23 protein-coding genes are annotated in these 21,132 nt (G+C 69.3%); 9 read left to right on the top strand and 14 right to left on the bottom strand.

Annotation, left to right across the window (positions count from 1 at the left end; genetic code table 11):
* Position 1 precedes the first annotated feature (1 nt).
* From ABD333_RS46010 to ABD333_RS45980, 7 genes are all read right to left on the bottom strand, one after another.
* Positions 2-787 carry an NAD(P)-binding domain-containing protein gene (locus ABD333_RS46010; protein ID WP_344549250.1) on the bottom strand — a complete coding sequence of 262 codons (786 nt, stop codon included), beginning with the start codon at positions 785-787 and terminating at the stop codon, positions 2-4.
* A gap of 141 nt (positions 788-928) precedes the next feature.
* Positions 929-1,780, bottom strand: coding sequence for a poly(ethylene terephthalate) hydrolase family protein (locus ABD333_RS46005; RefSeq protein WP_344549249.1), 852 nt, complete (start codon positions 1,778-1,780; stop codon positions 929-931).
* 10 nt (positions 1,781-1,790) lie between these two features.
* A complete protein-coding gene (locus ABD333_RS46000; protein ID WP_344549248.1) occupies positions 1,791-2,567 on the bottom strand; it encodes an esterase/lipase family protein in 777 nt (258 codons plus the stop codon).
* Positions 2,568-2,809: 242 nt separating this feature from the next.
* Positions 2,810-3,706, bottom strand: a complete 897-nt coding sequence (locus ABD333_RS45995; protein WP_344549247.1) for an alpha/beta fold hydrolase — start codon at positions 3,704-3,706, stop codon at positions 2,810-2,812.
* Between the two features lie 296 nt (positions 3,707-4,002).
* A complete protein-coding gene (locus ABD333_RS45990) occupies positions 4,003-4,464 on the bottom strand; it encodes a hypothetical protein (RefSeq protein ID WP_344549246.1) in 462 nt (153 codons plus the stop codon).
* Between the two features lie 30 nt (positions 4,465-4,494).
* Positions 4,495-5,232, bottom strand: coding sequence for a hypothetical protein (locus ABD333_RS45985; protein WP_344549245.1), 738 nt, complete (start codon positions 5,230-5,232; stop codon positions 4,495-4,497).
* A 92-nt stretch (positions 5,233-5,324) separates the two neighbouring features.
* The gene (locus tag ABD333_RS45980) at positions 5,325-6,554 is read right to left on the bottom strand and encodes an XRE family transcriptional regulator (RefSeq protein WP_344549244.1); all 1,230 of its coding nucleotides are present in this window, start codon (positions 6,552-6,554) and stop codon (positions 5,325-5,327) included.
* Between the two features lie 316 nt (positions 6,555-6,870).
* Between ABD333_RS45980 and ABD333_RS45975 the strand changes: the two genes are divergently transcribed.
* From ABD333_RS45975 to ABD333_RS45965, 3 genes are read left to right on the top strand one after another with little or no spacing between them, the layout of a single operon-like run.
* Complete coding sequence (locus ABD333_RS45975) at positions 6,871-7,179, top strand: hypothetical protein (RefSeq protein WP_344549243.1); 309 nt, start codon at positions 6,871-6,873, stop codon at positions 7,177-7,179.
* Positions 7,176-7,469, top strand: a complete 294-nt coding sequence (locus ABD333_RS45970; RefSeq protein ID WP_344549242.1) for a hypothetical protein — start codon at positions 7,176-7,178, stop codon at positions 7,467-7,469. The genes ABD333_RS45975 and ABD333_RS45970 overlap by 4 nt, the downstream gene beginning before the upstream one ends.
* Complete coding sequence (locus ABD333_RS45965; RefSeq protein WP_344549241.1) at positions 7,466-7,684, top strand: hypothetical protein; 219 nt, start codon at positions 7,466-7,468, stop codon at positions 7,682-7,684. The genes ABD333_RS45970 and ABD333_RS45965 overlap by 4 nt, the downstream gene beginning before the upstream one ends.
* A gap of 49 nt (positions 7,685-7,733) precedes the next feature.
* Here the strand turns inward: ABD333_RS45965 and ABD333_RS45960 are convergent, their stop codons facing one another.
* The 4 genes from ABD333_RS45960 to ABD333_RS45945 form a co-directional block, all read right to left on the bottom strand.
* Positions 7,734-8,945, bottom strand: coding sequence for an esterase/lipase family protein (locus ABD333_RS45960; RefSeq protein ID WP_344549240.1), 1,212 nt, complete (start codon positions 8,943-8,945; stop codon positions 7,734-7,736).
* A gap of 194 nt (positions 8,946-9,139) precedes the next feature.
* Entirely contained in the window at positions 9,140-10,573 is a 1,434-nt protein-coding gene (locus ABD333_RS45955; RefSeq protein WP_344549239.1) for an MFS transporter, read from the bottom strand.
* Positions 10,574-10,657: 84 nt separating this feature from the next.
* Complete coding sequence (locus ABD333_RS45950) at positions 10,658-12,379, bottom strand: ABC transporter ATP-binding protein (RefSeq protein ID WP_344549238.1); 1,722 nt, start codon at positions 12,377-12,379, stop codon at positions 10,658-10,660.
* Positions 12,379-14,064: an ABC transporter ATP-binding protein gene (locus tag ABD333_RS45945; RefSeq protein WP_344549237.1), complete on the bottom strand. Its 1,686-nt coding sequence runs from the start codon at positions 14,062-14,064 to the stop codon at positions 12,379-12,381. The genes ABD333_RS45950 and ABD333_RS45945 overlap by 1 nt, the downstream gene beginning before the upstream one ends.
* A gap of 442 nt (positions 14,065-14,506) precedes the next feature.
* On the opposite strand from ABD333_RS45945, the gene ABD333_RS45940 reads away from it, so the two are divergent.
* The 4 genes from ABD333_RS45940 to ABD333_RS45925 all read left to right on the top strand — a co-directional run bounded on the left by ABD333_RS45940 (position 14,507) and on the right by ABD333_RS45925 (position 17,712).
* Complete coding sequence (locus ABD333_RS45940) at positions 14,507-15,184, top strand: TetR/AcrR family transcriptional regulator (RefSeq protein WP_344549236.1); 678 nt, start codon at positions 14,507-14,509, stop codon at positions 15,182-15,184.
* A 175-nt stretch (positions 15,185-15,359) separates the two neighbouring features.
* On the top strand, positions 15,360-16,013 hold the full coding sequence (locus ABD333_RS45935; RefSeq protein WP_344549235.1) for a sulfotransferase family protein: 654 nt from the start codon (positions 15,360-15,362) through the stop codon (positions 16,011-16,013).
* Between the two features lie 47 nt (positions 16,014-16,060).
* Positions 16,061-17,200 carry a type III polyketide synthase gene (locus ABD333_RS45930; protein ID WP_344549234.1) on the top strand — a complete coding sequence of 380 codons (1,140 nt, stop codon included), beginning with the start codon at positions 16,061-16,063 and terminating at the stop codon, positions 17,198-17,200.
* The gene (locus tag ABD333_RS45925; RefSeq protein ID WP_344549233.1) at positions 17,197-17,712 is read left to right on the top strand and encodes a cupin domain-containing protein; all 516 of its coding nucleotides are present in this window, start codon (positions 17,197-17,199) and stop codon (positions 17,710-17,712) included. The genes ABD333_RS45930 and ABD333_RS45925 overlap by 4 nt, the downstream gene beginning before the upstream one ends.
* A 27-nt stretch (positions 17,713-17,739) precedes the next feature.
* Here the strand turns inward: ABD333_RS45925 and ABD333_RS45920 are convergent, their stop codons facing one another.
* Both ABD333_RS45920 and ABD333_RS45915 read right to left on the bottom strand, forming a co-directional pair.
* On the bottom strand, positions 17,740-18,054 hold the full coding sequence (locus tag ABD333_RS45920) for a hypothetical protein (protein ID WP_344549232.1): 315 nt from the start codon (positions 18,052-18,054) through the stop codon (positions 17,740-17,742).
* 17 nt (positions 18,055-18,071) lie between these two features.
* Entirely contained in the window at positions 18,072-18,482 is a 411-nt protein-coding gene (locus ABD333_RS45915; protein WP_344549231.1) for a hypothetical protein, read from the bottom strand.
* Here ABD333_RS45915 and ABD333_RS45910 point away from each other — a divergent pair.
* Positions 18,475-19,797, top strand: coding sequence for a sulfatase family protein (locus tag ABD333_RS45910; RefSeq protein WP_344549230.1), 1,323 nt, complete (start codon positions 18,475-18,477; stop codon positions 19,795-19,797). The genes ABD333_RS45915 and ABD333_RS45910 overlap by 8 nt on opposite strands.
* Before the next feature lie 67 nt (positions 19,798-19,864).
* On the opposite strand, the gene ABD333_RS45905 is transcribed toward ABD333_RS45910, so the two are convergent.
* A complete protein-coding gene (locus tag ABD333_RS45905) occupies positions 19,865-20,269 on the bottom strand; it encodes a hypothetical protein (protein WP_344549229.1) in 405 nt (134 codons plus the stop codon).
* A gap of 445 nt (positions 20,270-20,714) precedes the next feature.
* Between ABD333_RS45905 and ABD333_RS45900 the strand changes: the two genes are divergently transcribed.
* A partial coding sequence (locus tag ABD333_RS45900) for a beta-ketoacyl synthase N-terminal-like domain-containing protein (RefSeq protein WP_344549228.1) occupies positions 20,715-21,132 on the top strand: 418 nt, incomplete at its 3' end.

Below are 21,132 nucleotides of genomic sequence, written 5' to 3'. Positions count from 1 at the left end.
ATCACCGTTGACCGTCAAGCCCGGTGAGGAGGTCATCGAGGGCCTTTTTGAGGGCTTCGGCGTTGGCCGGGGTGAACCATGTGGTGCGGATGCGTTCGTTGTTTCCCTTCGGGGTCTCATGGTCGGCGGCGAGCTGGTGCAGGGTGCGGGTCTCGTCGTTCAGGGCGCGGCCGACCTGCTGAAAGAGTCCGCGGACGTAGCGGTCCGCGTCGTCAGGGGCGATTCCGTGGCCGACGGCCCACGAGGTAAGCGTGGCGAGGTAGGAGTAGTGGGTGGTCAGCGTCCCCGTCACTGCGGAGAAGACGTTGAAGGCCGACTCGTCCGCGACCGGGAGCGCCCCGCCCAGGTGTTCGAAGAACGAGTTCACCGCCGGATGGGACGGGTAGGTCACCGTGACAGAACGGCGTTCGCGAATGGCGGGAAGAGGGATGGCCCGTACGAGCGGAGCATCGGTGGCCAGCGTCCTGCGCAGGTCGTCGTTGCCGACGCCGGACATCACATTGATCACGATCTTGTCGTCGGCCACCGTGAGGCCGGCGAGTGCCTCGTGCCGGTCCTGACCGCGGACGGCGATGATCACGATCTCGGAGCGGTCCACCACCGCCTGGTTGTCGGGACACACCCGTACGCCCTGGTAGCGCTCGGACAGCTCCCTGGCTGTACGGGCTCCGCGAGGGGAGAGGAACACCTCGGGGCCATCGTCACCCCGGCAGTACAGGCCGTCCACGATGGCCCGGCCGATCTCGCCTACCCCGATGATGCCGATGCGCTTCACTCTGTCCTCCATGGTGCGTGGTGGTCGCACCAGCCGAATCCGAAGAAGCCTAGCCAGACGCAGCGACGCCCGGTGCCCCCGACACCATGATCTCTGGCTGCGCACCTCCGTCGGCTGGCCGGGGCCTGTCGTGCCCCGGCCAGCCTGTTCGGGTCAGACGCCGGGGATGGCCTGGGCGCGGGCGTTGCGCTCGAAGACGGACCAGAACGTGGAGGAGCAGTAGGTGCAGTTCGGGCCGAAGTACGGGCCGCGGGCCGCCTCCTCGCCCATCAGGTGGAAGCGGAACCACGCGGTGAGGGGGCCGTGCAAGCCGGGGATGCCGTAGTGGTCGGCGCCGCGTTGCTCGGCGTAGATGGCGGGGACCTGGGTGGCCTGGCTGTAGACGCGGCGCACGGTCGACGGCCGGACGGTGGGGTCGTTCTGGCCGGCGAAGAACACCGCCGGGCCGCGTACCCGGCTGCCGCTGTTGAACGCGGTGGGATAGATCGGGGCGATGGTGTCCACGCGGGGGTCGGCGCCGGCGGCGACGGCTGCTCCGCCGCCGAAGGAGTGGCCCGTGGCGCCCACGTTCGCCAGGTCGACCTTGCCCTGCAAGGCACTGCCGGCGCGGGCGTTCTCGGTTGTCAGGTAGTCCAGGCCGCGCAGGATGGGGCCGGCGGTGCCGGAGTTGCCTTCGGCCGCGGCGATGATGAAGCCGTGCGAGGCCAGGTGGTTCAGCAGGGGGGCGTATCTGTCGAGCTTGGAGATGGCTCCGTTGTTCCACAGGATGACCGGGTGAGTGGTGCAGCCCAGGGTGCCCGGGTTGGCGGGCCGGAAGATGGTGGTGCCGGCTCCGTTGGACGCGGAGGTCACGGTGAAGGGGCCCTGGGAGGCCCATTGGCCGTTCGCCGGCGGGCAGGTCGAGGCGGCCGTGTCGGCGGAGCTCGTACCGGTGAGGGCGCCGGCTGCGAGCAGGGTCGCGAGCAACACGCCCAGGCGGCGGGGGGTGGGGAGCGGGAGCTTCATGGATCTCCTGTCATCGAGGGGCGTTGGTGGTCACGGCGTGGCCGTACTGGCTAGGCGTCCGCGCCGGCCGTCTCGTTGCCGTGCCGGGGTTCTCCTGGATGATCTTGTTGATCAGGTTGAAGACGCCGGTGTCGTGGGGGAACCGCGAGTGGTCGATGCAGGTCGGGGTCAGCCGGTTGTCGGCACCGGCCAGCTCGGCCGACTGGCTCGGGTTGACGTTCCAGTCGCAGGTGGAACGCAGGGTGGTGTACCGCACCGCCGGGGAGCCTGGCACCTCGGTGCCGGAGTTGAGGTCCCGCAGCCAGGGCGAGCCGATGGCGAACTGCCGGCACGAGGTGTAGAGGTTCCGGCACATCGAAGCGGTGGTGGTGCCGTGGTGCGGGCCGGCCATGGAGAAGTAGTGCGAGACCTTGTCCTGCGCGCCGGGCACGTGCTTGAGATAGGAACGCGCGGCCAGGGTGGAGGCCGACCAGGTGACCAGGATGACCTTCTGGGCTCCGGTCTGGCGCAGCACCCGGTCGACCTCCTGCCCCATCGCCTGCCCGGCCTGGGTCAGGTCCCCGGTCATGCTGGTCCGGTCGGTCCAGGTGATGGCCCGGTCGTCGGGCCAGCCGGCGCGGACGAAGTTCTGCCGCATCGTGCTCATGTACGACGTGGTGCCGGTCATTCCGGGAACGATGATCACCGGATCGTGCGCGGCCGCGGCCGACGCGGTGCGCGCCGGCATCACCAGTGCCACCGCCGTCAGAACGGCGGCCAGGGCCGCGGCGGCTCGATGTCTGGGCACGAGGCCCACCTCCTGGTGGTTGAGGGCGAAAGCACATCCTCTGTGGGGATGTGACCGTTTGGGTTCCCTCGATGAAACCGCGCGTACGACTGTTTGACACGGTCCCGACACAACACTCATTGGCCGACGCTGCTGTGAACCGCTCACACCGAAGCCCCTCTACCGCAGCCTCGAGAATGATCACGGTCATGTACTGGGGCCGCGGCCGAACGAGAAGTCGTGCCACCCGCCCAGACCGTGAGTCACGTGCTCTCCCGGATGCGGGTGAGGAACGGCAGGATCGCCTCGATGAAGTGCTCGTTGCGGTCGCCGGCGACCATGTGGCCCGCGCCTGCCACCTCGACCCGATGGACGCAGGGGACGCTCACGCAGAATTCTGCGGCGATCGCTTCGGGCACCACGTCACTGATCGCGCCACGCACCAGCAGGATCGGGACGCCCGCGGCGCGGGCGGCGGCGAGATGGCGCGCCGCAGCCTGGTCGCGCGCCGCAGCGCCGGCCGGGTGGATGCTGTCGGCCAGGCGCTTGAGTAGGCGCGGGTCCCAGTGCCAGACCCAGCGAGCGCCTTCCCTGCGCAGGTTGCGCCGCAGTCCATCCAGGGCCTCCGGACGCCGTCGATGCGGCAGGTAGGCCGCCACGGCGTCGGCGACCTCGTCGAGACTTGAGAACCCGTCCGGCCGGGCCGCCATGAAGTCCAGGATCCGGCGAGCACCGGCGGGGTCGGGGCGGTGGGCGACATCGACCAGCACCAAGGCCCGGACCGCGGCCCGCGGCGCCTCGCCCGCGGCCAGTAGCGAACTGAGACCGCCGAGCGAAGCACCCACCAGCACCGGCCGCCCGCCGAGCGCAGCGACCAGCGCGCGCACGTCGTCGGCGAACAGGTCGATGTCATAGCTGCCGTCAGGCGACCAGCCGCTCTGGCCGTGCCCGCGCAGGTCCGCAGCGACCACCCGCCATCCCCGCGCAGCAAGCCGCCGCCCCGCCGTGCCCCAGGCACCGCGCGTCTGGCCGCCGCCGTGCAACAGGACAAGCGGCGGCGCATCCGGTGCGCCCCACACCTCCGCCGCGAGCACCACCCCGCCGCTGCCCGTGAACCGGCGCCGCGGTGACGCCGGGTTCGCGGCACGCCCGGCTGTCACGTTGCATGCCCCCTCGCGCACGCCGGTGCGGGTCGTGCCGTGAGGTTCTCCAACCCCTCCTGACCCGCCCGCGGCACCGTGATGTCGACCACCGTCGCCGCCTTTCTACCTTGGACTGTCAAGGTAGATTAGGAGCAGCGACCTTGGCCCGTCAAGGTAAGAGGTCGATCGCGAATGTCCCCGGCGACGCGGTCCTGCCACCGTTCCGGCCACGCCGGTGGAGGCCCACACGGTCGGCGCGTCCGTCTCGCTGTCGGGGGCGCCCGTCAACTGGTCGGGCGTCGGCGTTCCGAGGGTCAGCCGGCGGCGGTCAACGCCCGCAACTCCCGCGCGGTCGGAAGCGCGTGGGCTTGCTCGGGGAGGGCATCCAGGACTCGGCGTGCAGTGAGAGTCACGCGCTTGATGCGGCGATCCTCTGGAAGGGCTTCCAGGACTTTAAGAGCCTGCTTGCTGGCTTCGTTGGGGTCCTGGCGTGCTTCGAGGACGATGCCGTACAGGTCAAGCTGTACGGCGTTGTACAGGTGCGTCTCTGGCCGGTAGAACTTCCGCGCGGCCTGGTGCGCTTCGAGCGCACGGTCGCGGAGTCCGGCCAGCGAGTAGACGCAGCTTTGGTCGAACCGGAGTAGTTCCTCGCGGTCGGGCTCGGTGGAAGGGACGCGGTCGAAGATCTCTTCGGCGTGGCGAACAGCGTGCACGGCCGCGTCCGGGCGACCCATGAAGGCGAGAACCTCGGCCTCCACCGTGGTCGCGTAGATCATCGTTCCGCTGGGGTTGCGGCCCGAGAGCCGTCAGGCGTCGCGGGCGAGAGCCAGCAGCTCACCGAGATCTTCGCGGGGATCGGTGACACGGTTGGTGACTTCCCAGCTCCGCGTGTAGGCCGACAGCAGGTTGTCTCCAGACCTGTCGGCGAGGCCGCGGGCCGTGGCCCACCAGCGCGTGGCAAGGCGGGCATCTCCGATTTGGAGCGCTGTTCCCGCGACGAGGTAGGCGTGTTTCGCCGCTGCGTGCGCAAGGTCGCGCTCTACGTCCTTGGGTTGAGTCTGAGCGAGATGAGGCGCCATCTCTGCCCAGTCGCGGGTGAGGCCTGCAAGGACCCTCTCGGGCGCGTCGTTGACGTAGCTGCGAACGTGCGTGGCGTAGGCGTTGGCCCAATCGTCGAGCATGGCGCGTGAGACCGAAGCACCGGGAAGACGAGGGTGGCTTGCCTGCCATGCGTCGGTGAGTGTCGCGAGCATTGGTGCGACAGCGGCACCGGCCGCCAGGGCACCAGCATCTTGAATGAGCCGTCGCCGTTTCACGTCGTCTTCGTCCCGGTTATCGGGAATGGTGCTGAGATCCAAGGTACCCGCGCTGGTCGAACGGGATGCGGGGAAAAGTTCGGTACGTGGGAGGTCGTAGGCGGTGGCGTAGGCGTCGGCCCAGTCGCAGGGGAAGTGCTTGCCCTTCTCCCAGTCGAGGATCTGGCGGGAGAGGTTGCGAACGTCGCCGTGCTCGACCCTTGCGGCGCGCATGAGCTGGCGGGCCATCTCACGCTTGGCCCAGCCGCGCGCTTCACGCTCGGTCTGGAGCCGGATCGCCCACGCCGGGCGCGGCTCGTCGGGCGTCGGCGTTCCGAGGGTCAGGTGGCGGCGGTCAATGCCCGCAACTCCCGCGCGGCCGGAAGCGTCCGGTGGTCGTCCGGGACGATATCTAGTAGTTGGAATACCAGCTGACGAGTGGCCAGGACGGGACGGGGCCGGTCCATAAGCGCCTTGGTAGCCAGATCGAGCCCTTCGCTTGCCTGCCCCTCTTTGACCAGTGTGACAGCGCGCATCAGCCGAAGATTGACGATCGGAGGCGTGGCGGTGGAAGGGTAGAGAGACCATGCGTGGTCTATCGCTGCCCCGGCTCTGTTGTCACCGGAAATCGTGCGAATGTAGGCATCATTCCAGTGCAGCTGACTCTCTTGAAAGGCGAGAACGGTTGGTTCGCTGGAACTGTGAGGCAGTTTTTCAAATGTGCGCTTGAGGAGATCCATGCTCATGCGTGAGGTGTGGGCGTCGCCATGAAGCGCGGCGGTGCAGGCACCTGCGGCGTATGCGCGTGCAAGTCCGGACGAGGGGGTGCCGTCGGCGATCTGGGTTGCCTCGTTCATCATGGTCATGACCGAACGGTGCGAACCTCCTGCCCAGGAGGCATGTTGGGCGGCTCTGCCGCGTACCCAAACCTGTAGCGCACGGTCTGCGGATTCGTCAGCGGCCCGACGCGCGGTGTTCCACGCCCGGCGGGCCGCGCGGCCATCTCCCAGGTTGCAAAGCGTCTCAGCCAGTAGACCGGAAAGCCCGGCGCTTACCCGCAGAAGGCCGACCTGCTCACGGGGCGAGCGTCCTTTCATGAGCAGTTCGCCTACAGCGACGATGTCGGCGGTCAGAGCCGGGATAAGCGAGTCGAACGATTGCCGATAGAGTTGGCGCCCATAGTCATCGACAACCCGTTCCCACTCCTCCAGATCGGTGTGGCGGTCCAGAACGCCATCGATTCCAGAAAGGAGGTCTTCGAGAATTCCGGGGGGAATAGTGGCTCCGGCGCCAAGCGCGGCGACGAGCCGGAGTGCGGCGCGGCGTCTCACATCGTCGTCCCCGTTGTCGGGAATGGTGCTGAGGTCCACGGTACCCGTGGGTGCGGCGGCCAGGCTGTGCGGAGGCTCGGGGAACAGTTCCTCTACGGTCTTGCCGGTGACGCGGGAGTAGATCTCTTGGTAGCGGTCGCCGGGGATGTGGTCACCGCGCTCCCAGCCTTTGATCATGCTGGCGAGACTTTGGACGTCGGGGAGCGGGGTTTCGCCGGGGCGTACGGCGCGCTGCATCATGATCGCCCATTTCTCGCGTGAGCGACGCGGTTGGTGGTCCTCACGGAGTCGGCGGAGTCGTGCTCCGATCGCCTTTGCGTCGGGTTTCACGCTGTCGCGCCTCCCCGGGTGTCAAGGGATGGGGTGGGGGTGTTCCCTCGTGGCCCCATTGTTCCCATGGAACTGTCCCGGATGACGCGGATTCACTGAGAGGCAGCGGACGCGTACCGACTGCGTCAGGTTCTGGTGCGCGTTCCGTCCGTGGATGCCAAGCGGCCCCGGCCGGTGCTGCGAACACCGGGGGTTCCGGGGCCTGACCCGATCGGAGGTCGGGCTGATGATGACGGTAGCGGAGACCATCGCCGGCGCGGCGGTGGTCCGGCTGTCCTCCGGCGGTCCGGAGTTGTTCGCGTGGGACGTTGAGTACCGGGGGCGGCGAGACTACGGCCAGGGCGGCGTGACCGACGACAAGACCCGCGCCTTCACCTGCGTGACCCTCGCGCTCCTGGGGTCCCCGCTTGGGTCCCATGGGCGGGTACGGCGAGTGACGCTGTCCCCGTCCGGCGAGGTCGCCCACCTCGAACTGGGTGTGCTGGGGCAGGCGTTCCGGAGCCGCGACGGCGTCAGGTGGACGGACCAGCCGTGAATGACGACACGCCCGTCATTGGGCGGTATCTGCTGCCCCGGGAGGAGTTCGAGCGGCGCCGGGACGCCGTCGAGGCGCTGGCGGCGGAGTTGCGGGCGCGTGGTTGGTGGGTGTCGCAGGCAGGTGCACACCTGCGTGCGGCGCGGGTGCCGTTCGGCCACGGCCGTGAGATCAGCGTTGAACGCGGCGGATTCGTGTGGCGCAAGGGCGGCTCGGTCTACCGGCCCGCGTTCGCGCCGATCGATGACATCGTGGGCGCGGCCGACGTCGTCGCGAGGGTGGCCGGATGACCAGGGTGGTGTCGGCGGTCGTGCCGTTCGCGTCCGACACCGCGCGGGCGTTGGAGGCCGAGGTGGCCCGTAGCGGGTTCAACCGCGCGCAGGTGATTGATTTCGCGGTGCGGGCGTGGGTGCTGGTGCAGAACCACCAGGCGAACGGCGGACAGATCTACTTGAAGCAACCCGACGGCACCGTCCACGAGGTGGTCTTCGAGCCCAGGAAGTGAGCCGGGACCCGCTCGTGCTGCGGAGCACGAGCGGGAGCCAGGCGTGAGGCTACTTGGGCAGGCGTGCCAGCAGCCAGTCGGCGAGTTCGGGGGTGACCAGGGAGTGCTCCTGGTTGTCGGAGGCGCACTTGAACTCGTCGAGGTCGCTTTCGTCGGGGGGCAGCGTCGCGACGTTGGCGTAGAGGTCCTGCTGCTGGTCGATGTCGCGGATGGCGACGGCGCTGACGGTGGGTACGAAGCTCACCCATTCGTGCGGACACTCGACGGCGCCGAGTGCGGCCAGGTTGTCGCGGGCGATGCCGAAGCTGCGCAGTGTGCCGCCGGGGGCGGCGTCGGCTTCGGGTAGCCCGCTGGTGTGCCGTTCGACGGCGGGTGGGGGGTTGGTGATCCGCTGGCGCTTGAGGTGCGCGACGAGCTTGTCGTCACCGCGGGCCTGGGCGTAGAGGGTGGTGGTCCGGTAGGGGTGGAGCAGCCCGGTCGCCTTCAGCATCTCGGCGCCCGCGTTGATCTGCAGGCCGTTGCCCTGGCCGGACCCGTTGGCGAGTCCCAGCTTCAGCGGACGCTGGGGCCAGGAGCCGTACCGCTCCAGTTCCTCCAGGAAGACGGCGCGCAGCGGGTCGGGGTCGGTGTCGGCGGTGACGGTGTCGATGTGCCAGCGCAGCAGCTCGCGGGCCGCGGGACTGTTGATGTAGTCCGACATCTCGGTGACGCCGTCCTGGTCCTTGAGGTAGTGCGCCATTGCTTGCAGGCTGATGGGGATCCAGGCACCCCGGTGCGGGCTGTCCCAGGAGAAGTAGACCGCGGTCTGGTGGTCTTGGCGCCGCTGCTCCATCTTGGCCAGGGCGTAGCGGGTGACCAGCCCGCCCATGCTGAACCCGCCGGCCACCAGCGGCTCGTTCCCGCGCCTGTCCGCGATCGCCCGGCTGATGCAGGCGATGGCGACGTTGGCGTTGTCCTGGATCGCGGCGGACCGCTCGGTGTAGCCCAGCATGATCAGGTCGCTGCCGCGCTCGCGCAGCGCCGTGGCCATCGCGTACTCCCGCCGCTCCAGGTGCTCCCACATCGCGTCGGGGTTGCTCGGCCCGGAGTTGAAGCCGTCGGCGAAGATCACCGGCTTGGCCAGGCCGAACCGGCTGTTGGCGAGATACACGAGCGCGAACCCGCCGTCGAAGTCCCACCGCTGGTCAGGGGCGGGCGCGGCCTGCGAGGGCGCGAGGTCCTCTCCCAGGATGTTCCACGCGCGGACGGTCTGATCGGTCATGGTCATCGCCTCACTCGGCTCGGGGTCTGTCCTGAGCCTGGGTCGATGACAAGAGCATTACAAGGAGTCAAATTGTCCAGTAACGGCCACCGACCGTGATCACAGGATCACGGCGAGCCTGCCCCCGGGCCGTGTGCCGGCCCGGGCGACAGCGTGTGCCCCGGGGCAGCTGCTTGAACGCCTCCGCCGGGGCTTCAGTCGTGGGCGGGGAGTAGGTCACGGTCTTCGGCTGGTGACGGTGTGTTGGTTCGGCGCGGGATGGTGAGGGCTATGAGGGCGGCGGCTATCAGGAGCGCGGCGCTGAGGGTTAGGCCGAGCGCGTAGCCGTTGTTGAGGGTTTCGGGTGTGGCGGTCTGGCCGGTCCGGTGGTGGGCGGCGGTGCCTAGGGCCGCTAGGCCGAGGGACGCGCCGATCTGGCGTGAGCTGTTGAGCAGGCCCGAGGCGGTGCCGGTTTCGTGGGGCGCGACGCCGGTGGTGGCGGCGGAGACGAGCGGTCCGAGGCAGAGTCCGATGCCGACGCTGGCGACGATCGAGGGGCCGAGGACGTCGGTGGCGAACGCGCCGTCGGAGCTGATCAGGCTGAACCAGGCGAACCCGGCGGCGGTCACGAGCCCGCCGAGGATCAGGAGCGTCCGGGGGGCGAGCCGGTAGCCGAGCTTGACCGCGAACACGGAGCCGGCGACCACGCCGAGGGCGAACGGCAGGAACATGAGCCCAGTGAGCGCCGGTCCGGTTTCGAGGACTCGCTGCAGGTAGAGGGACATGAAGTAGAACGCCGAGGCCATGGCCGCGCCTGTCAGGAGGCTGAAGGCGTTCGCGCCGGTGACCGAGCGGTTGGCGAACAGGCCGAGCCGGACCAGCGGCTCGCGGTCGGTGGTCCGCTCGACCTGGACGAACGCGGCCAGCAGCGCGGCGGCGACCGCCAGGGTCGTCAGGGTGACCGGCGAGGTCCACGAGTACTGCTCGGTACGGACGACGCCGAACACCAGCAGCGTCATGCCCGCCGTGGCCAGGACGCCGCCGAGCACGTCCGGGCGGCCGCTGCGGGTCGGCGGCGGGCCGGCAGGGACAGCGCGCCAGGCCACGGCCAGCGCGAAGGCGGCCATCGGCACGTTCACGAACATCACCCAGCGCCAGCCGGCGTACTCGGTGAGCAGGCCGCCGATCAGGACGCCGAGCGCGCCACCGGCGGCGTTCGTCGCGCTCCAGACACCGAACGCCCGGACGCGGGCCTTGCCCGCCGGGAACGTTTCGGCCAGCAATGCCAGCGCTGCCGGAGCCAGCGCGGCGGCCCCGATGCCCTGTGCGGCCCGGGCCGCGACGAGCTGGCCGGGTTCCTGGGCGAAGCCGCCGAGGAACGAGGCCAGGCCGAACAGGACGAGCCCCAGCAGCAGCACCCGCTTGCGGCCGTACCGGTCGGATGCCTTCCCGCCCAGGAGGAGCAGCCCGCCGAACGTAAGGGCGTAGGCGTGGATCACCCAGGTCAGGCCCACCGCGCCGAAGCCGAGGCCGGCGGCGATCTCCGGCAGCCCGACGTTCACGACCGAGAGGTCCAGCGACACCATGAACTGCACGACGGCGACCGCGGCGAGCGTGAGCCCCGGCCGGGCGGCTGAACGTGTCGTCATCGTTGACTCCCTTACTTTCCGAACATGTTCCGAAATTGGGTAGAGAAAGGCCGCCGCCAGGGTTCCGGCGGCGGCCTTTGTCGATCAGACGCTGGTCAGGCGCCAGCCGTGGGCGCGGCTGCGTTCCCGCCAGTAGTGGGCGTACCGGCCGTCGCGGGCCAGCAGCTCGTCGTGGACGCCCTCCTCCACGGCACGCCCGCCGTCGAGGACGACGATGTGGTCGGCCTCGCGCAACGTGTGGAGGCGGTGCGCGATCACCAGGACGGTACGGTCCCGAGACAGGGCCGCCATCGCCTGTTGCAGGGCGTGCTCGTTCTCGGCGTCCAGCGCGGCGGTCGCCTCGTCGAACAGCACGATCGGGGTGTCCTTCAGCAGGGCGCGCGCGATCGAGATGCGCTGCCGTTCACCACCGGACAGGCGGCTGCCGCCTTCCCCGACCGGCGCGTCCCAGCCACCCGGCAGCCGGTCGGCGATGTCGTCCACCCGTGCCGTACGGGCCGCGGCGTAGACCTCCTCGTCGGTGGCGTCGGGACGGCCGACGCGCACGTTGTCGAGGATGGTCCCGTCGAACAGGTAGACGTCCTGGAAGACCGCCGAGATGAGCGACGTCGGATCCGGCAGCCGCCGGACGTCCACGCCGCCGACCCGCACCGAGCCGGCGTCGGGGTCGAAGAACCGCGCGATCAACTTGATCACGGTGGTCTTGCCCGCGCCGGACGGGCCGACCAGCGCGGTCATCCGGCGCTCGGGCACCCGCATCGAGAGCCCGTCCAGCACCGCTGTGCCGTCGTAGCCGAAGCGCACCTCGTCGAGCTCGATGTCGGCGCCGTCCGGCTGCCGCGTCACCTCGGACTCGGGCAGCGTTTCGGTGTCGAGCAGCGCGTTGATCTCGTCCACCGCGTTCTGCGCGACGCGGACCGCGCCGCCGAGCTCGGCGATGAACATGATCGGTTCGACGAACCTGGCCGCCAGCACCAGCAGCGCGATCAGCTCGGCCGTGCCCAGCGAGCCGTCGAGCGCCAGGTAGGTGCCGAGGGCCAGCAGCACGATGAACGACGCCTGAGCGATGAAGCCGAGCCCGACGATGCCGGGCATCCCGGCGCGCAGCATCCGGCGACCGGCCGTGTGCTGTGCGGTGAGCGCGTCGTCGAGGGCGGTGTGCCCTTCGACCGTGCGGCCGAACGCGCGCAGCACCGGCTGGGCGCGGGCGAACTCCACGATCCGCCCGGCGGCGTCGGCGTGGACGGCGTCCGCGTGGCGATCGGCGGCCTGCATGCCGCGGCCCGCCATCCGGAACGTCACGGCCGCGGCCACCGCCGCCACGGCCATCGAGACGGCCAGCCGCCAGTCGAAGACGAACATGGCCAGCACCACGACCAGCGGCGTGACACAGGTGTCGACCAACGGCCGCAGCAGGTGCGCGGGCACCGACATGATGTCGACGACCCGTTGCGCGGCCAGGTGCCCGATCCCGCCGACACGATCGGCGCTGAACCAGGCCAGCGGCAGTTGCGCGACCTTGTCACCGATCCGGTGGTGCAGGTCGCGGCTCAGGTTCGTACCGGTCTTGTAGCCGGCCAGCGCCGCCGGATAGTTGACGGCCGCGTACCCGATCCAGAGCACGGCGAGCGCGATCACCCACGGCCAGGCGCGTTCGGGCTCGTTCCCGAGCACCTCTCCCAGCACCGGGACGAGGAGGACGAACGCCGCCCCCTGCAGCAGCGCCGCGGCGGCGAACAAGCCCAGCAGCCGGCGCAGCGCGCTGTCGTGCTCCGGGCCGAGAGCGGCGAACAGTCGGCGAATCATCAGAGTTCCTCCCCCGCCGCACCGGCGTAGGCGTTGGCGTCGGCGTTCCCGAGCCCGGCCTGTTCCTGCAGCCGCCACATCCGCGCGTAGCGGCCACCGGCGGCGAGCAGCTCCTCATGGGTGCCCTGCTCGGCCATCCGGCCCTGGTCGAGCACCACGATCCGGTCGGCGCCGGTCACCGAGGCCAGCCGGTGCGCGACGACGAGGACGGTCCGGCCGGCCGCCAGCTCCGACAGCGCGTCCTGGATCAGCGCCTCCGATTCCGGATCGGCATGGGCGGTGGCCTCGTCGAGCACCACGATCGGGGTGTCGGCGAGGATCGCCCTGGCGATGGACAACCGCTGCGCCTCCCCACCGGAGAAGCGAACGTCCCTGCCGACCATCGAGTCGTATCCGCCCGGCAGCGCACGGATGCGCTCGTCGATCGCCGCGGCCCGGGCCGCGCGGCGCACCGTGTCGTCGTCGGCGTCGGGACGGGCGAGCCGGATGTTGTCGCGCACGCTGGCATCGAGCAGCTCGACGTCCTGCAGCACGAACGACACCAGCCGGTACAACCGGTCGGGCGCGATGTCGCGCACGTCGACACCGCCGATGGCGACGGCGCCCGCGGTGGGGTCGAAGAACCGCGGCAGCAGCTTGGCCAGCGTCGTCTTGCCCGAACCCGACGGTCCGACCAGCGCGGTCACGGTGCCCGGTTCGAGTGCCAGGTCGATACCGCTCAGCACCGGCCGATCCGGGTCGTAGGCGAACTCCACCCCCGACAACTCCACCCGGAATCCCCCGTCGTCCGCCGGGACCCGTGGCCGCGCGGGCACCGCCAGCTCCGGCGCCGAGAGCAGGACGCCCACCCGCCTGGCCGCCGCGCTCGCCGTCTCCATGTCCTCGCCATGGAAGTCGAGCGCCTGCAGGGGCGCGGCCAGCCCCAGCCCGAGGATCACGAACGGAATCAGGTCGAGCGGGTCCAGGTGCCCGGCGGAGACCAGCGCCGTCCCACCCGCCAGCGCCGTGAGCAGGATGGTGATCGGGCTCAGCACCAGCGCCGACGCCGCGGCCGACCGGGCGCTCTGCGAGAGCCAGGCCATGAGGAAGTCGGCGAAGTCGTCGGCGGCCTGCGCGTACTGGCGGTGCGCCCGCTTGGCCTGCCCGAACATCTTCACCACCACGATGCCCTCGACGAACTCGATCACGCTGCCGACGATGCGCTGCAGAGCCTTGTCGTAGGCCGCCATCCCCGCGGTCATGCTCATGATCCGCCGGGCGAACAGCACGACTCCGATCACGATCGGCACCAGCAGGATCAGCGTCATCCGCCAGTCCACCCAGAACAGGTAGACCAGCGTCACCAGCGACGTCACCACGATGGAGGTGAAGTTCAGCAGTGAATGCGCCACCAGGTGGTGCATCGCGTCCACGTCGTGCTGGACCGCCTTGCCGATCCCGCCCGCGCCCCGGTCGGTGAACCACCCGAGCGGAACGCGGCCCAGCCGGTCGACCAGGCGCCGCCGTACCGACAGCTGGAAGTCCAGATCCGCCTGATGGGCGAGCGCTCCCGCCACGGTGGTGAGCAGCAGCCACACCACCAGCGCGCCCGCCGCGACCGCGGCGATCGTCCAGGCGCGGCCCCGGTCGACCGGCCCGGCGACCAGCAGCGTCCCGGCCAGCTCGGCCACCGCGGCGAACGGCACGACGGCGACCGCCGCCGCGACGGCCTGCAGCCCGACCGCCGTTCCCAGCCGCCGCCGGACGGGCCGCAGCAGATCCCCGAGCCCTATCTCATCCGCAGCCTCCGCGCGCTTCGCGGGTTCCGCGGGCTTCGCGGCTTCCGCGGGTCCCGCAGCCTCCGCAGGCTTCGCGGGTTCCGTAGCTTCCGCGGGCTCCGCAGCCTCCTCGGCTTCCGCAGCCTCCGCGGGTCCCGCAGCCTCCACAGGCTTCGCGGGTTCCGTAGCTTCCGCGGGTCCCGCAGCCTCCGCGGATTCTTCCGCGGGTTTCGTGGAAGAAGCCCGCTCCGTTTTCGTCGTGGACTTTTGGAACATGTTCCGAAAGTAGCATCACGATCGCCGCAGGGGGAAGTCCCGGCCCGTACCGGCCTGCTTCGCGGCACCGGCCGGTGGGCGGCATGATGGGACGATGTCCCGAACGCGCACATCGCACGGCCGCACCGGCCGGCCGCCCGTGACCTCCCGTGCGCAGATCCTGACGGCGGCCCGCGAGATCATCGACCGGGACGGCTGGGAGAAGCTGACCATCCGCAGGCTGGCCGCCGAGATCGGGATCGGCCCGACGACGCTGTATCACCACGTACGGGACAAAAAGGAACTGCTGCTCCTGCTGCTCAACGACTACCTGGGCCAGGTCGAACACCCGCCGCTGCCCGACGACCCGCGAGACCGCATCATCGTGGCCACCACCGCGATGCACGACGCCGGCGCGGCCTGGCCATGGGTGGTAGAGACCGCCACGACCGACGGTTTCGTAGCCTTGCTGGACGAATCGGCGCTGTGGATGGTCGAGGTCATCCTCGCCGCGGCCGAAGACTACGGATGCACGCCCGCACAGGCCGTCTACATCTTCCGCTGCATCTGGTACTACACCGCCGGTGAGATCATCGTCCGCGCCAACACCGCGAGCCGGCGGGCCGGTGACCTGGGCCCCTTCTCCCTGAGCGACCTCGACGCCTCCCAGGTGCCGCACCTGGCCGCCATCGGCGACTCGTGGGGCGATGTCGCCCAGGCGGACACCTACGTTGACGGGCTCTGCGCGCTCGTCGACGGGCTCCTCGCACAAGCCACGTCAGCGAAGCCCTAGCCCGACATCCCTCACCCCTCGTCCCTCCGGGCCTTGGAGGGCGCCTTCTGGCGCGCCCCGGCGCGGGCCGGTCAGTGCAATCGACAGATACTAGTTGTATTCAGCCATATGCGGGCAGTAATCAACTAGAGGACGGTGACAGAGCCACCTCCCTGACAGAACAGGAGGTTGAACAGTGCTTCAAGTGATCGGGGCCGGACTGGCCCGGACGGGGACGGTGTCGTTAACCGCGGCCGTCGAGGAACTCGGCTTCACTCCCTGTTTCCACATGCGGAAGGTGATGGCCGATCCGGGCACCGCGCAGGCGTGGCTGCGCGCGAGCCGGGGCGAGCCGGCGGACTGGGAACGGATCTTCGATGGGTACCAGGCGAGCGTGGGCCTGCCGGGTGCCCGGTTCTGGCGCGAGCTGGTCGAGCGGTATCCCGAGGCCAAGGTCGTGCTCACCGTCCGCGAACCCGAGCAGTGGTACGACAGCGTGCGGCACACGATCTCCGACAACGACCTGAAGCCGCCCGCGGGCCAGGCCGAGCCGCACCTCGCCGCGATGCTGGAAGTGATCCAGGAGCTCGTTCACAAGGGGCTGTTCAAGGGACGGCTGTCGGACGCCGAGTACGCCATGGACGTGTTCAACCAGCACAACGCGCAGGTCAGGAGTGCCGTACCCCCCGACCGGCTGCTGGAGTACCGCGTCACCGACGGCTGGGGGCCGCTGTGCGACTTCCTCGGCGTGCCCGTGCCGGACGCGCCGTTCCCGCGGCGCAACGACCGCAAGCAGTTCGCCGAGTTCATGCGGGCGGGACGCCGCCGCGATCCGGCGCTGCCTGAATGAAGTTTTGACTAAGACCAATCCACCCTTGGTTACATTCCGTGCATGGAATGACCATTTCTGGCGACAATCCGTTATGTTCGCGCGTCCTTGGAGGCGTCGAGATGACAGTGCTCTGCAAACCGGCGGTTCAGGTACCCGAAAACGTCCTCACCATGGAGGAGGCACTGTCAATCGCGGGCCGGCTGCACCGTCACCATCGCGAGTTGCCCCTGGTGTTGCGCCTGATCGGCAACACCGGCGTGCGTAAGCGGCATTTCCTCCAGCCGATCGAGAAAACGCTGGAGCATCCCGGTTTCCAGGCGCGCAACGAGCTGTTCCTGTCCGCGGCCAAACAGCAGGTGCCGCAGGTCGTGGAACAGGCGCTCGCGCACGCCGAGCTGGAGGCCGATCAGATCGACCTGATCGTCTTCGTGTCCTGCACCGGCTTCAGCATGCCGTCGCTGACCGCCTGGATGATCAACAAGATGGGTTTCCGGCCCGAGACCCGGCAGCTCCCGATCGCGCAGCTCGGCTGCGCCGCCGGAGGGGCCGCCATCAACCGGGCGCATGACTTCTGCACCGCGCACCCCGGCAGCAACGCCCTGATCGTGGCCTGCGAGTTCTGCTCGCTGTGCTACCAGCCCACCGATGTGGGCGTCGGCCAGCTGCTGTCCAACGGCCTGTTCGGGGACGCCGTGGCGGCGGCCGTGCTGCGCGGCGACGACGAGGGCGTCGGAGTCCGGCTGGAACGCAACGCCTCGTACCTGATCCCGCACACCGAGGACTGGATCTCGTACGCGGTGCGCGCGACCGGCTTCCACTTCCAGCTCGACAAACGGGTCCCCAAGACGATGAAACCGCTGGCCCCCGTTCTCCAGCGGCTGGCCAGACAGCACCAGCGCGATCCGGCACGCCTGGACTTCTACATCATCCACGCCGGCGGTCCGCGAATCCTGGACGACCTCAGCCAGTTCCTTGAGGTGCCCTCGCACGCCTTCCGGCACAGCCGGGCCACGCTGACCGAGTTCGGCAACATCGCCAGCGCCGTCGTCCTGGACGCGCTGCGCAGGCTGTTCGACGACGGCGGCGCCCGGCCCGGCGGCAGCGGCATCATCGCCGGCTTCGGCCCCGGCATCACCGCCGAGATGAGCATGGGCAGCTGGACCGGAACGCCGTCCACCACCACTCAGGGAGAGAATCTGCCATGACCGGCTTGTTCGTACCGCCCGGCCAGGGAGACGACACCAGTGCCGCGGCACTCCAGATCACCTTCAAGGTCACCGGAGACCGGTCCCGGCATACGACGGTCTACGAGACCGTGGTGGCGCCCGGTTTCGACGTCGGCGCCCACCTGCACCACAACCTGGAGGAGTGCTTCTACATCCTTGACGGGGAGATCGAGGTCTTCGCCTTCGACCCCGTGGAGGCCGATGGCCAGCATTGGAGCGGCTGGGAGTCCGCCGACGGGCGGCGGCCCGTTCGTGCCGGTGCGGGAAGTTGCGTATTCGTTCCGCCCGGTTGCCCGCACGCCTTCCGCAACAACGCCGACACGCCCGCCCGGCTTTTCCAGACCGCCTCTCCCGCTCCCTTCCATGAGCTCTACCTCAAAGCCATGTCCGAAGCCCTGGCCACCAATCCGAACATCTCACCGGAGGAACTCGCACGGCTGCGCGAAGCCCACGACATCCACCAGCTCACGCCCCTGAAATATCCCGGCTAGCCCACACCCGAGAACCCGGGAAGCGCCTCAGCCGGACTTGGGGCAGATTTCATAGCGAAGGCTGCCGACGGTGGCGTGGCCGTGTTTGCGCATCGGCGCGACGGCGTCGCGGTAGGCGGCGGCCAGGTCGTCGTGGTCGCCGTCCAACTCCATGCTGTCGGCAGTGGCCGCAAGGTAGTTGGAGAGCCAGAGGCGGGCTATCACCGGATTCCGGAACGGCGGACCCAGATTGTGCGGGCCGTCCTCATCGGCACCTGGAGCACCGCTGCCGGGGACGGTGGTCTCAAGACATGTGGTTCCCAGGCACACGGCGAGATAGATCTGATCCTCTGACGAACCCATGGTCGATTGTCCTACGTTCACAGTGCTGACGTGTGGAAATCACCGGCTGAGGCGCCCAGGCGGAGGGCTTCGAACGCGCGCAACTGCGGCGTCGGGCTGCGCTGGGGTGTCGCGGCCAGTTCCTCGTCCGGATCGTAATCACTCGTCCGGATCTCCCAGCGTCTTCCCAGTTTTCTCGATAAGAACTCCATAAAGCTGGTGTCTATACTTCCGCACGTTAATCCCCTTATGGCACCAGGAAGGCGCGTCATGCCCCGTCCGAGACTCACGATGACAGCGGCGGCCGCCGTCGCGGTCGTCGCCGCCGTGTCCTGCGGCGCCGGTTCGGCCACACAGTCGGTGACGAAGGCCGGTGCGGCCACACAGACAGTGGCGAACGCCGGCGCGGCGAAACCCAAGCCTCGGCCGAACATCGTGTTCGTGCTCACCGACGACCTGGCCCCGAATCTGCTCCGCTACATGCCCAACGTCCAGCGGATGCAGAAGAGCGGCACCACGTTCTCGAACTATTTCGTGACCGATTCGCTGTGCTGCCCCTCGCGGGCGACGATGCTCACCGGCCGTTACCCGCACAACACCGGGGTCTTCACCAACCAGGGCTCCGACGGCGGCTACGCCACGTTCAACCGGAAGGGCAACCAGCATCGGACCTTCGCCACCTCGCTGAAGGCCGCCGGATACAACACGGCCATGCTGGGCAAGTACATGAACGGCTACCAGCCCACGAACCCGGTCCCGCCCGGCTGGAGCGAGTGGTACGTCGCGGGGAACGGCTACCCCAACTACAACTACAAGCTGAACGAGAACGGCCGCCTCGTCTCGTACGGCAACAAGCCCTCCGACTACCTCACCGACGTGCTGTCGCGGAAGAGCATCGACTTCGCCCAGCGGTCGGTCGCCGCCAAGAAGCCGTTCATGCTGGAGCTGTCGGTCTTCACGCCGCACGGCCCGGCCACTCCGGCGCCGCGCGACAAGGGCAAGTTCCCCAAGGCCAAGGTGCCGCGCACGCCCGCGTTCAACGAGGCTGACATGTCGGACAAGCCCGCGTGGATCAAGGGCCGCCCGAAGCTCACGCAGGCGCAGATCAAGAAGCTGGACGCCACGTTCCGCAAGCGGGCCCGGTCGGTGCTGGCGATCGACAAGGCGATCGGTGACATGCAGGCCGCGCTCAAGGCCAGCGGCGCAGACCGCAACACCTACTTCGTGTTCACCTCCGACAACGGCTACCACATGGGCGAGCACCGGCTCATGCAGGGCAAGCAGACCGCGTACGACACCGACATCAAGGTGCCGCTGATCGTCACCGGGCCGGGCGTGCGCGCCGGACGCACCGTCAGCACGCTCACGCAGAACACCGATCTGTGCCCGACGTTCACCGACCTCGGCCGTGCGCGGCCCCCGGCGCAGGTGGACGGGATCTCGCTGGTGCCCTACCTCACCGGCAAGCGCCCGCCGAAGCCGCGGGACGGCGTGCTCATCGAGCACCGCGGCCCCAACACCGTCGCCTCCGACCCCGACTTCCAGGCCGCGCCCGCCGGCAATCCCCCGACCTACAACGCGCTGCGCACCACGCGTGAGCTCTACGTGGAATATGCCAACGGGCAGCGCGAGTACTACGACATCCGCCGCGACCCGCACCAGCTCAACAACACGTTCGGCCGCCTCTCCCCCGGCCAGCTGAAAAAGCTGAGGTCGATGCTGCGCGAGCTCACCACCTGCAAGGGACGTGAGTGCCAGAAGTAGCCTCCGCCTGACGGCCTCTCACCGGCGTTGCGCCGGTGAGAGGCCGCACCTATGGGTGCCTGGTCGTTCAGGTGGCGGCGTCCGGGTGCGCCGGGGTGGTGGCCTTGGCGCGGCTCCAGAAGAGCTCCAGCGCCCACCGTCCCCATGGGGCGGTCAGCATGAGCGACCCGGCGCCTTCGGGGTGCAGGCGCGCCGCGCGGCGTTCGGTGCGGCCCGGGCGCATCGGCAGCGTGGCGGCGGTGACATGGTGCAGCACCTGGTCGTGCGCCAGGGAGAACGGCCCGGCATAGGCGACCGTCTTACGCACCGGCCCCACCCCCACCGTGAGCACGGCGGCGACGTGACAGTCGGGGGTATAGAGCAGCAGACCCTTCCAGCCGACGCCGGGAAGCTTGCGGGCACGGCCACCACGACGCAGGACGACACGATCCAACGTCCAGCATCCCAGCAGGTCGTCGACGGTGACAGCCATGCCCCAACCTCCATTCACCTACTCAGAGTCTTTCACTGTCACTTTCCGTAATTGCAGAGAAAGGGACTGAAACTCACTCCCCGGCCACCGATCAGGGACTCCCACACTGGGCACTGCGGCTGGTTAGGCGAGTTTCCACCGCTGGCCTGGTGCCTAGTGAACGCGGGGTCAGCGCTGTGGTACTGCGCTGCACCGCCCTGCTCTGGAAGGAGAACCGGATGGGATGGCGGCGCGGCGAGCGGGCCGGCTGCTGACCGGTGAGCCGCCCTGGCGATGACCGGTCACATGGCCCACGCCGCGGCACGTTCGCAAGGGGCGACGGTGGTGCGCGTGCTGCACGACCTGGCAGAGATCTCCCGAGGAGAGATTCACTCTCTGTCATGGATTCACCACTTCAGGCGAAATTGAAGGTGGCGGAACGGGCGAGAGCGGAGGGGCGATCGGGATGGGCAGTGGCGACAAGCGGGAGTCGGAGTCGGGGCAGGGGCAGGGGTGGGGCGCGAACGCGGTCGCGGTGGTGGGGGTGGGGTGCCGCCTGCCGGGTGGTGTGGTGGATCTGGACGGGTTGTGGCGCGTCCTGGAGGGGGGCGTCGATGCGGTCGGGGTGGTGCCGGGTGACCGGTTCGACGCCGATCGGTTCGTGGACGAGAGCCGGCCGCGGCCTGATCGCAGCTATACCCGGGCTGGGGGATTCCTGGGGGATATCGCTGGGTTCGATGCGGCCTATTTCGGGATTTCGCCGAAGGAGGCGGCGGCGATGGATCCGCAGCAGCGGCTGCTGCTGGAGATGGCGGTGGAGGCGATGGATGACGCGGGTATCGATCCGGCCGGGCTGGCCGGGTCGGAGGCGGGGGTGTTCGTCG

The organism is Actinomadura fulvescens (assembly GCF_039533225.1).
GTDB classification, from domain to species: domain Bacteria; phylum Actinomycetota; class Actinomycetes; order Streptosporangiales; family Streptosporangiaceae; genus Spirillospora; species Spirillospora fulvescens.
Note: the sequence above shows the minus strand (reverse complement) of the source record. Positions and strands in the feature narration are given on the sequence as shown.

Excerpts from the sequence above, each read along its gene's own strand:
- ABD333_RS45930 (WP_344549234.1), top strand. The coding sequence starts at position 16,061 with ATGACCATTTCTGGCGACAATCCGTTATGTTCGCGCGTCCTTGGAGGC.
- ABD333_RS45940 (WP_344549236.1), top strand. The coding sequence starts at position 14,507 with ATGTCCCGAACGCGCACATCGCACGGCCGCACCGGCCGGCCGCCCGTG.
- ABD333_RS46010 (WP_344549250.1), bottom strand. The coding sequence starts at position 787 with ATGGAGGACAGAGTGAAGCGCATCGGCATCATCGGGGTAGGCGAGATC.
- ABD333_RS45920 (WP_344549232.1), bottom strand. The coding sequence starts at position 18,054 with ATGGGTTCGTCAGAGGATCAGATCTATCTCGCCGTGTGCCTGGGAACC.
- ABD333_RS45955 (WP_344549239.1), bottom strand. The coding sequence starts at position 10,573 with ATGACGACACGTTCAGCCGCCCGGCCGGGGCTCACGCTCGCCGCGGTC.
- ABD333_RS45990 (WP_344549246.1), bottom strand. The coding sequence starts at position 4,464 with ATGATCTACGCGACCACGGTGGAGGCCGAGGTTCTCGCCTTCATGGGT.
- ABD333_RS45925 (WP_344549233.1), top strand. The coding sequence starts at position 17,197 with ATGACCGGCTTGTTCGTACCGCCCGGCCAGGGAGACGACACCAGTGCC.
- ABD333_RS45965 (WP_344549241.1), top strand. The coding sequence starts at position 7,466 with ATGACCAGGGTGGTGTCGGCGGTCGTGCCGTTCGCGTCCGACACCGCG.
- ABD333_RS45950 (WP_344549238.1), bottom strand. The coding sequence starts at position 12,379 with ATGATTCGCCGACTGTTCGCCGCTCTCGGCCCGGAGCACGACAGCGCG.
- ABD333_RS45975 (WP_344549243.1), top strand. The coding sequence starts at position 6,871 with ATGATGACGGTAGCGGAGACCATCGCCGGCGCGGCGGTGGTCCGGCTG.
- ABD333_RS45985 (WP_344549245.1), bottom strand. The coding sequence starts at position 5,232 with ATGGCCCGCCAGCTCATGCGCGCCGCAAGGGTCGAGCACGGCGACGTT.
- ABD333_RS45905 (WP_344549229.1), bottom strand. The coding sequence starts at position 20,269 with ATGGCTGTCACCGTCGACGACCTGCTGGGATGCTGGACGTTGGATCGT.
- ABD333_RS46005 (WP_344549249.1), bottom strand. The coding sequence starts at position 1,780 with ATGAAGCTCCCGCTCCCCACCCCCCGCCGCCTGGGCGTGTTGCTCGCG.
- ABD333_RS45980 (WP_344549244.1), bottom strand. The coding sequence starts at position 6,554 with ATGATGCAGCGCGCCGTACGCCCCGGCGAAACCCCGCTCCCCGACGTC.
- ABD333_RS45960 (WP_344549240.1), bottom strand. The coding sequence starts at position 8,945 with ATGACCGATCAGACCGTCCGCGCGTGGAACATCCTGGGAGAGGACCTC.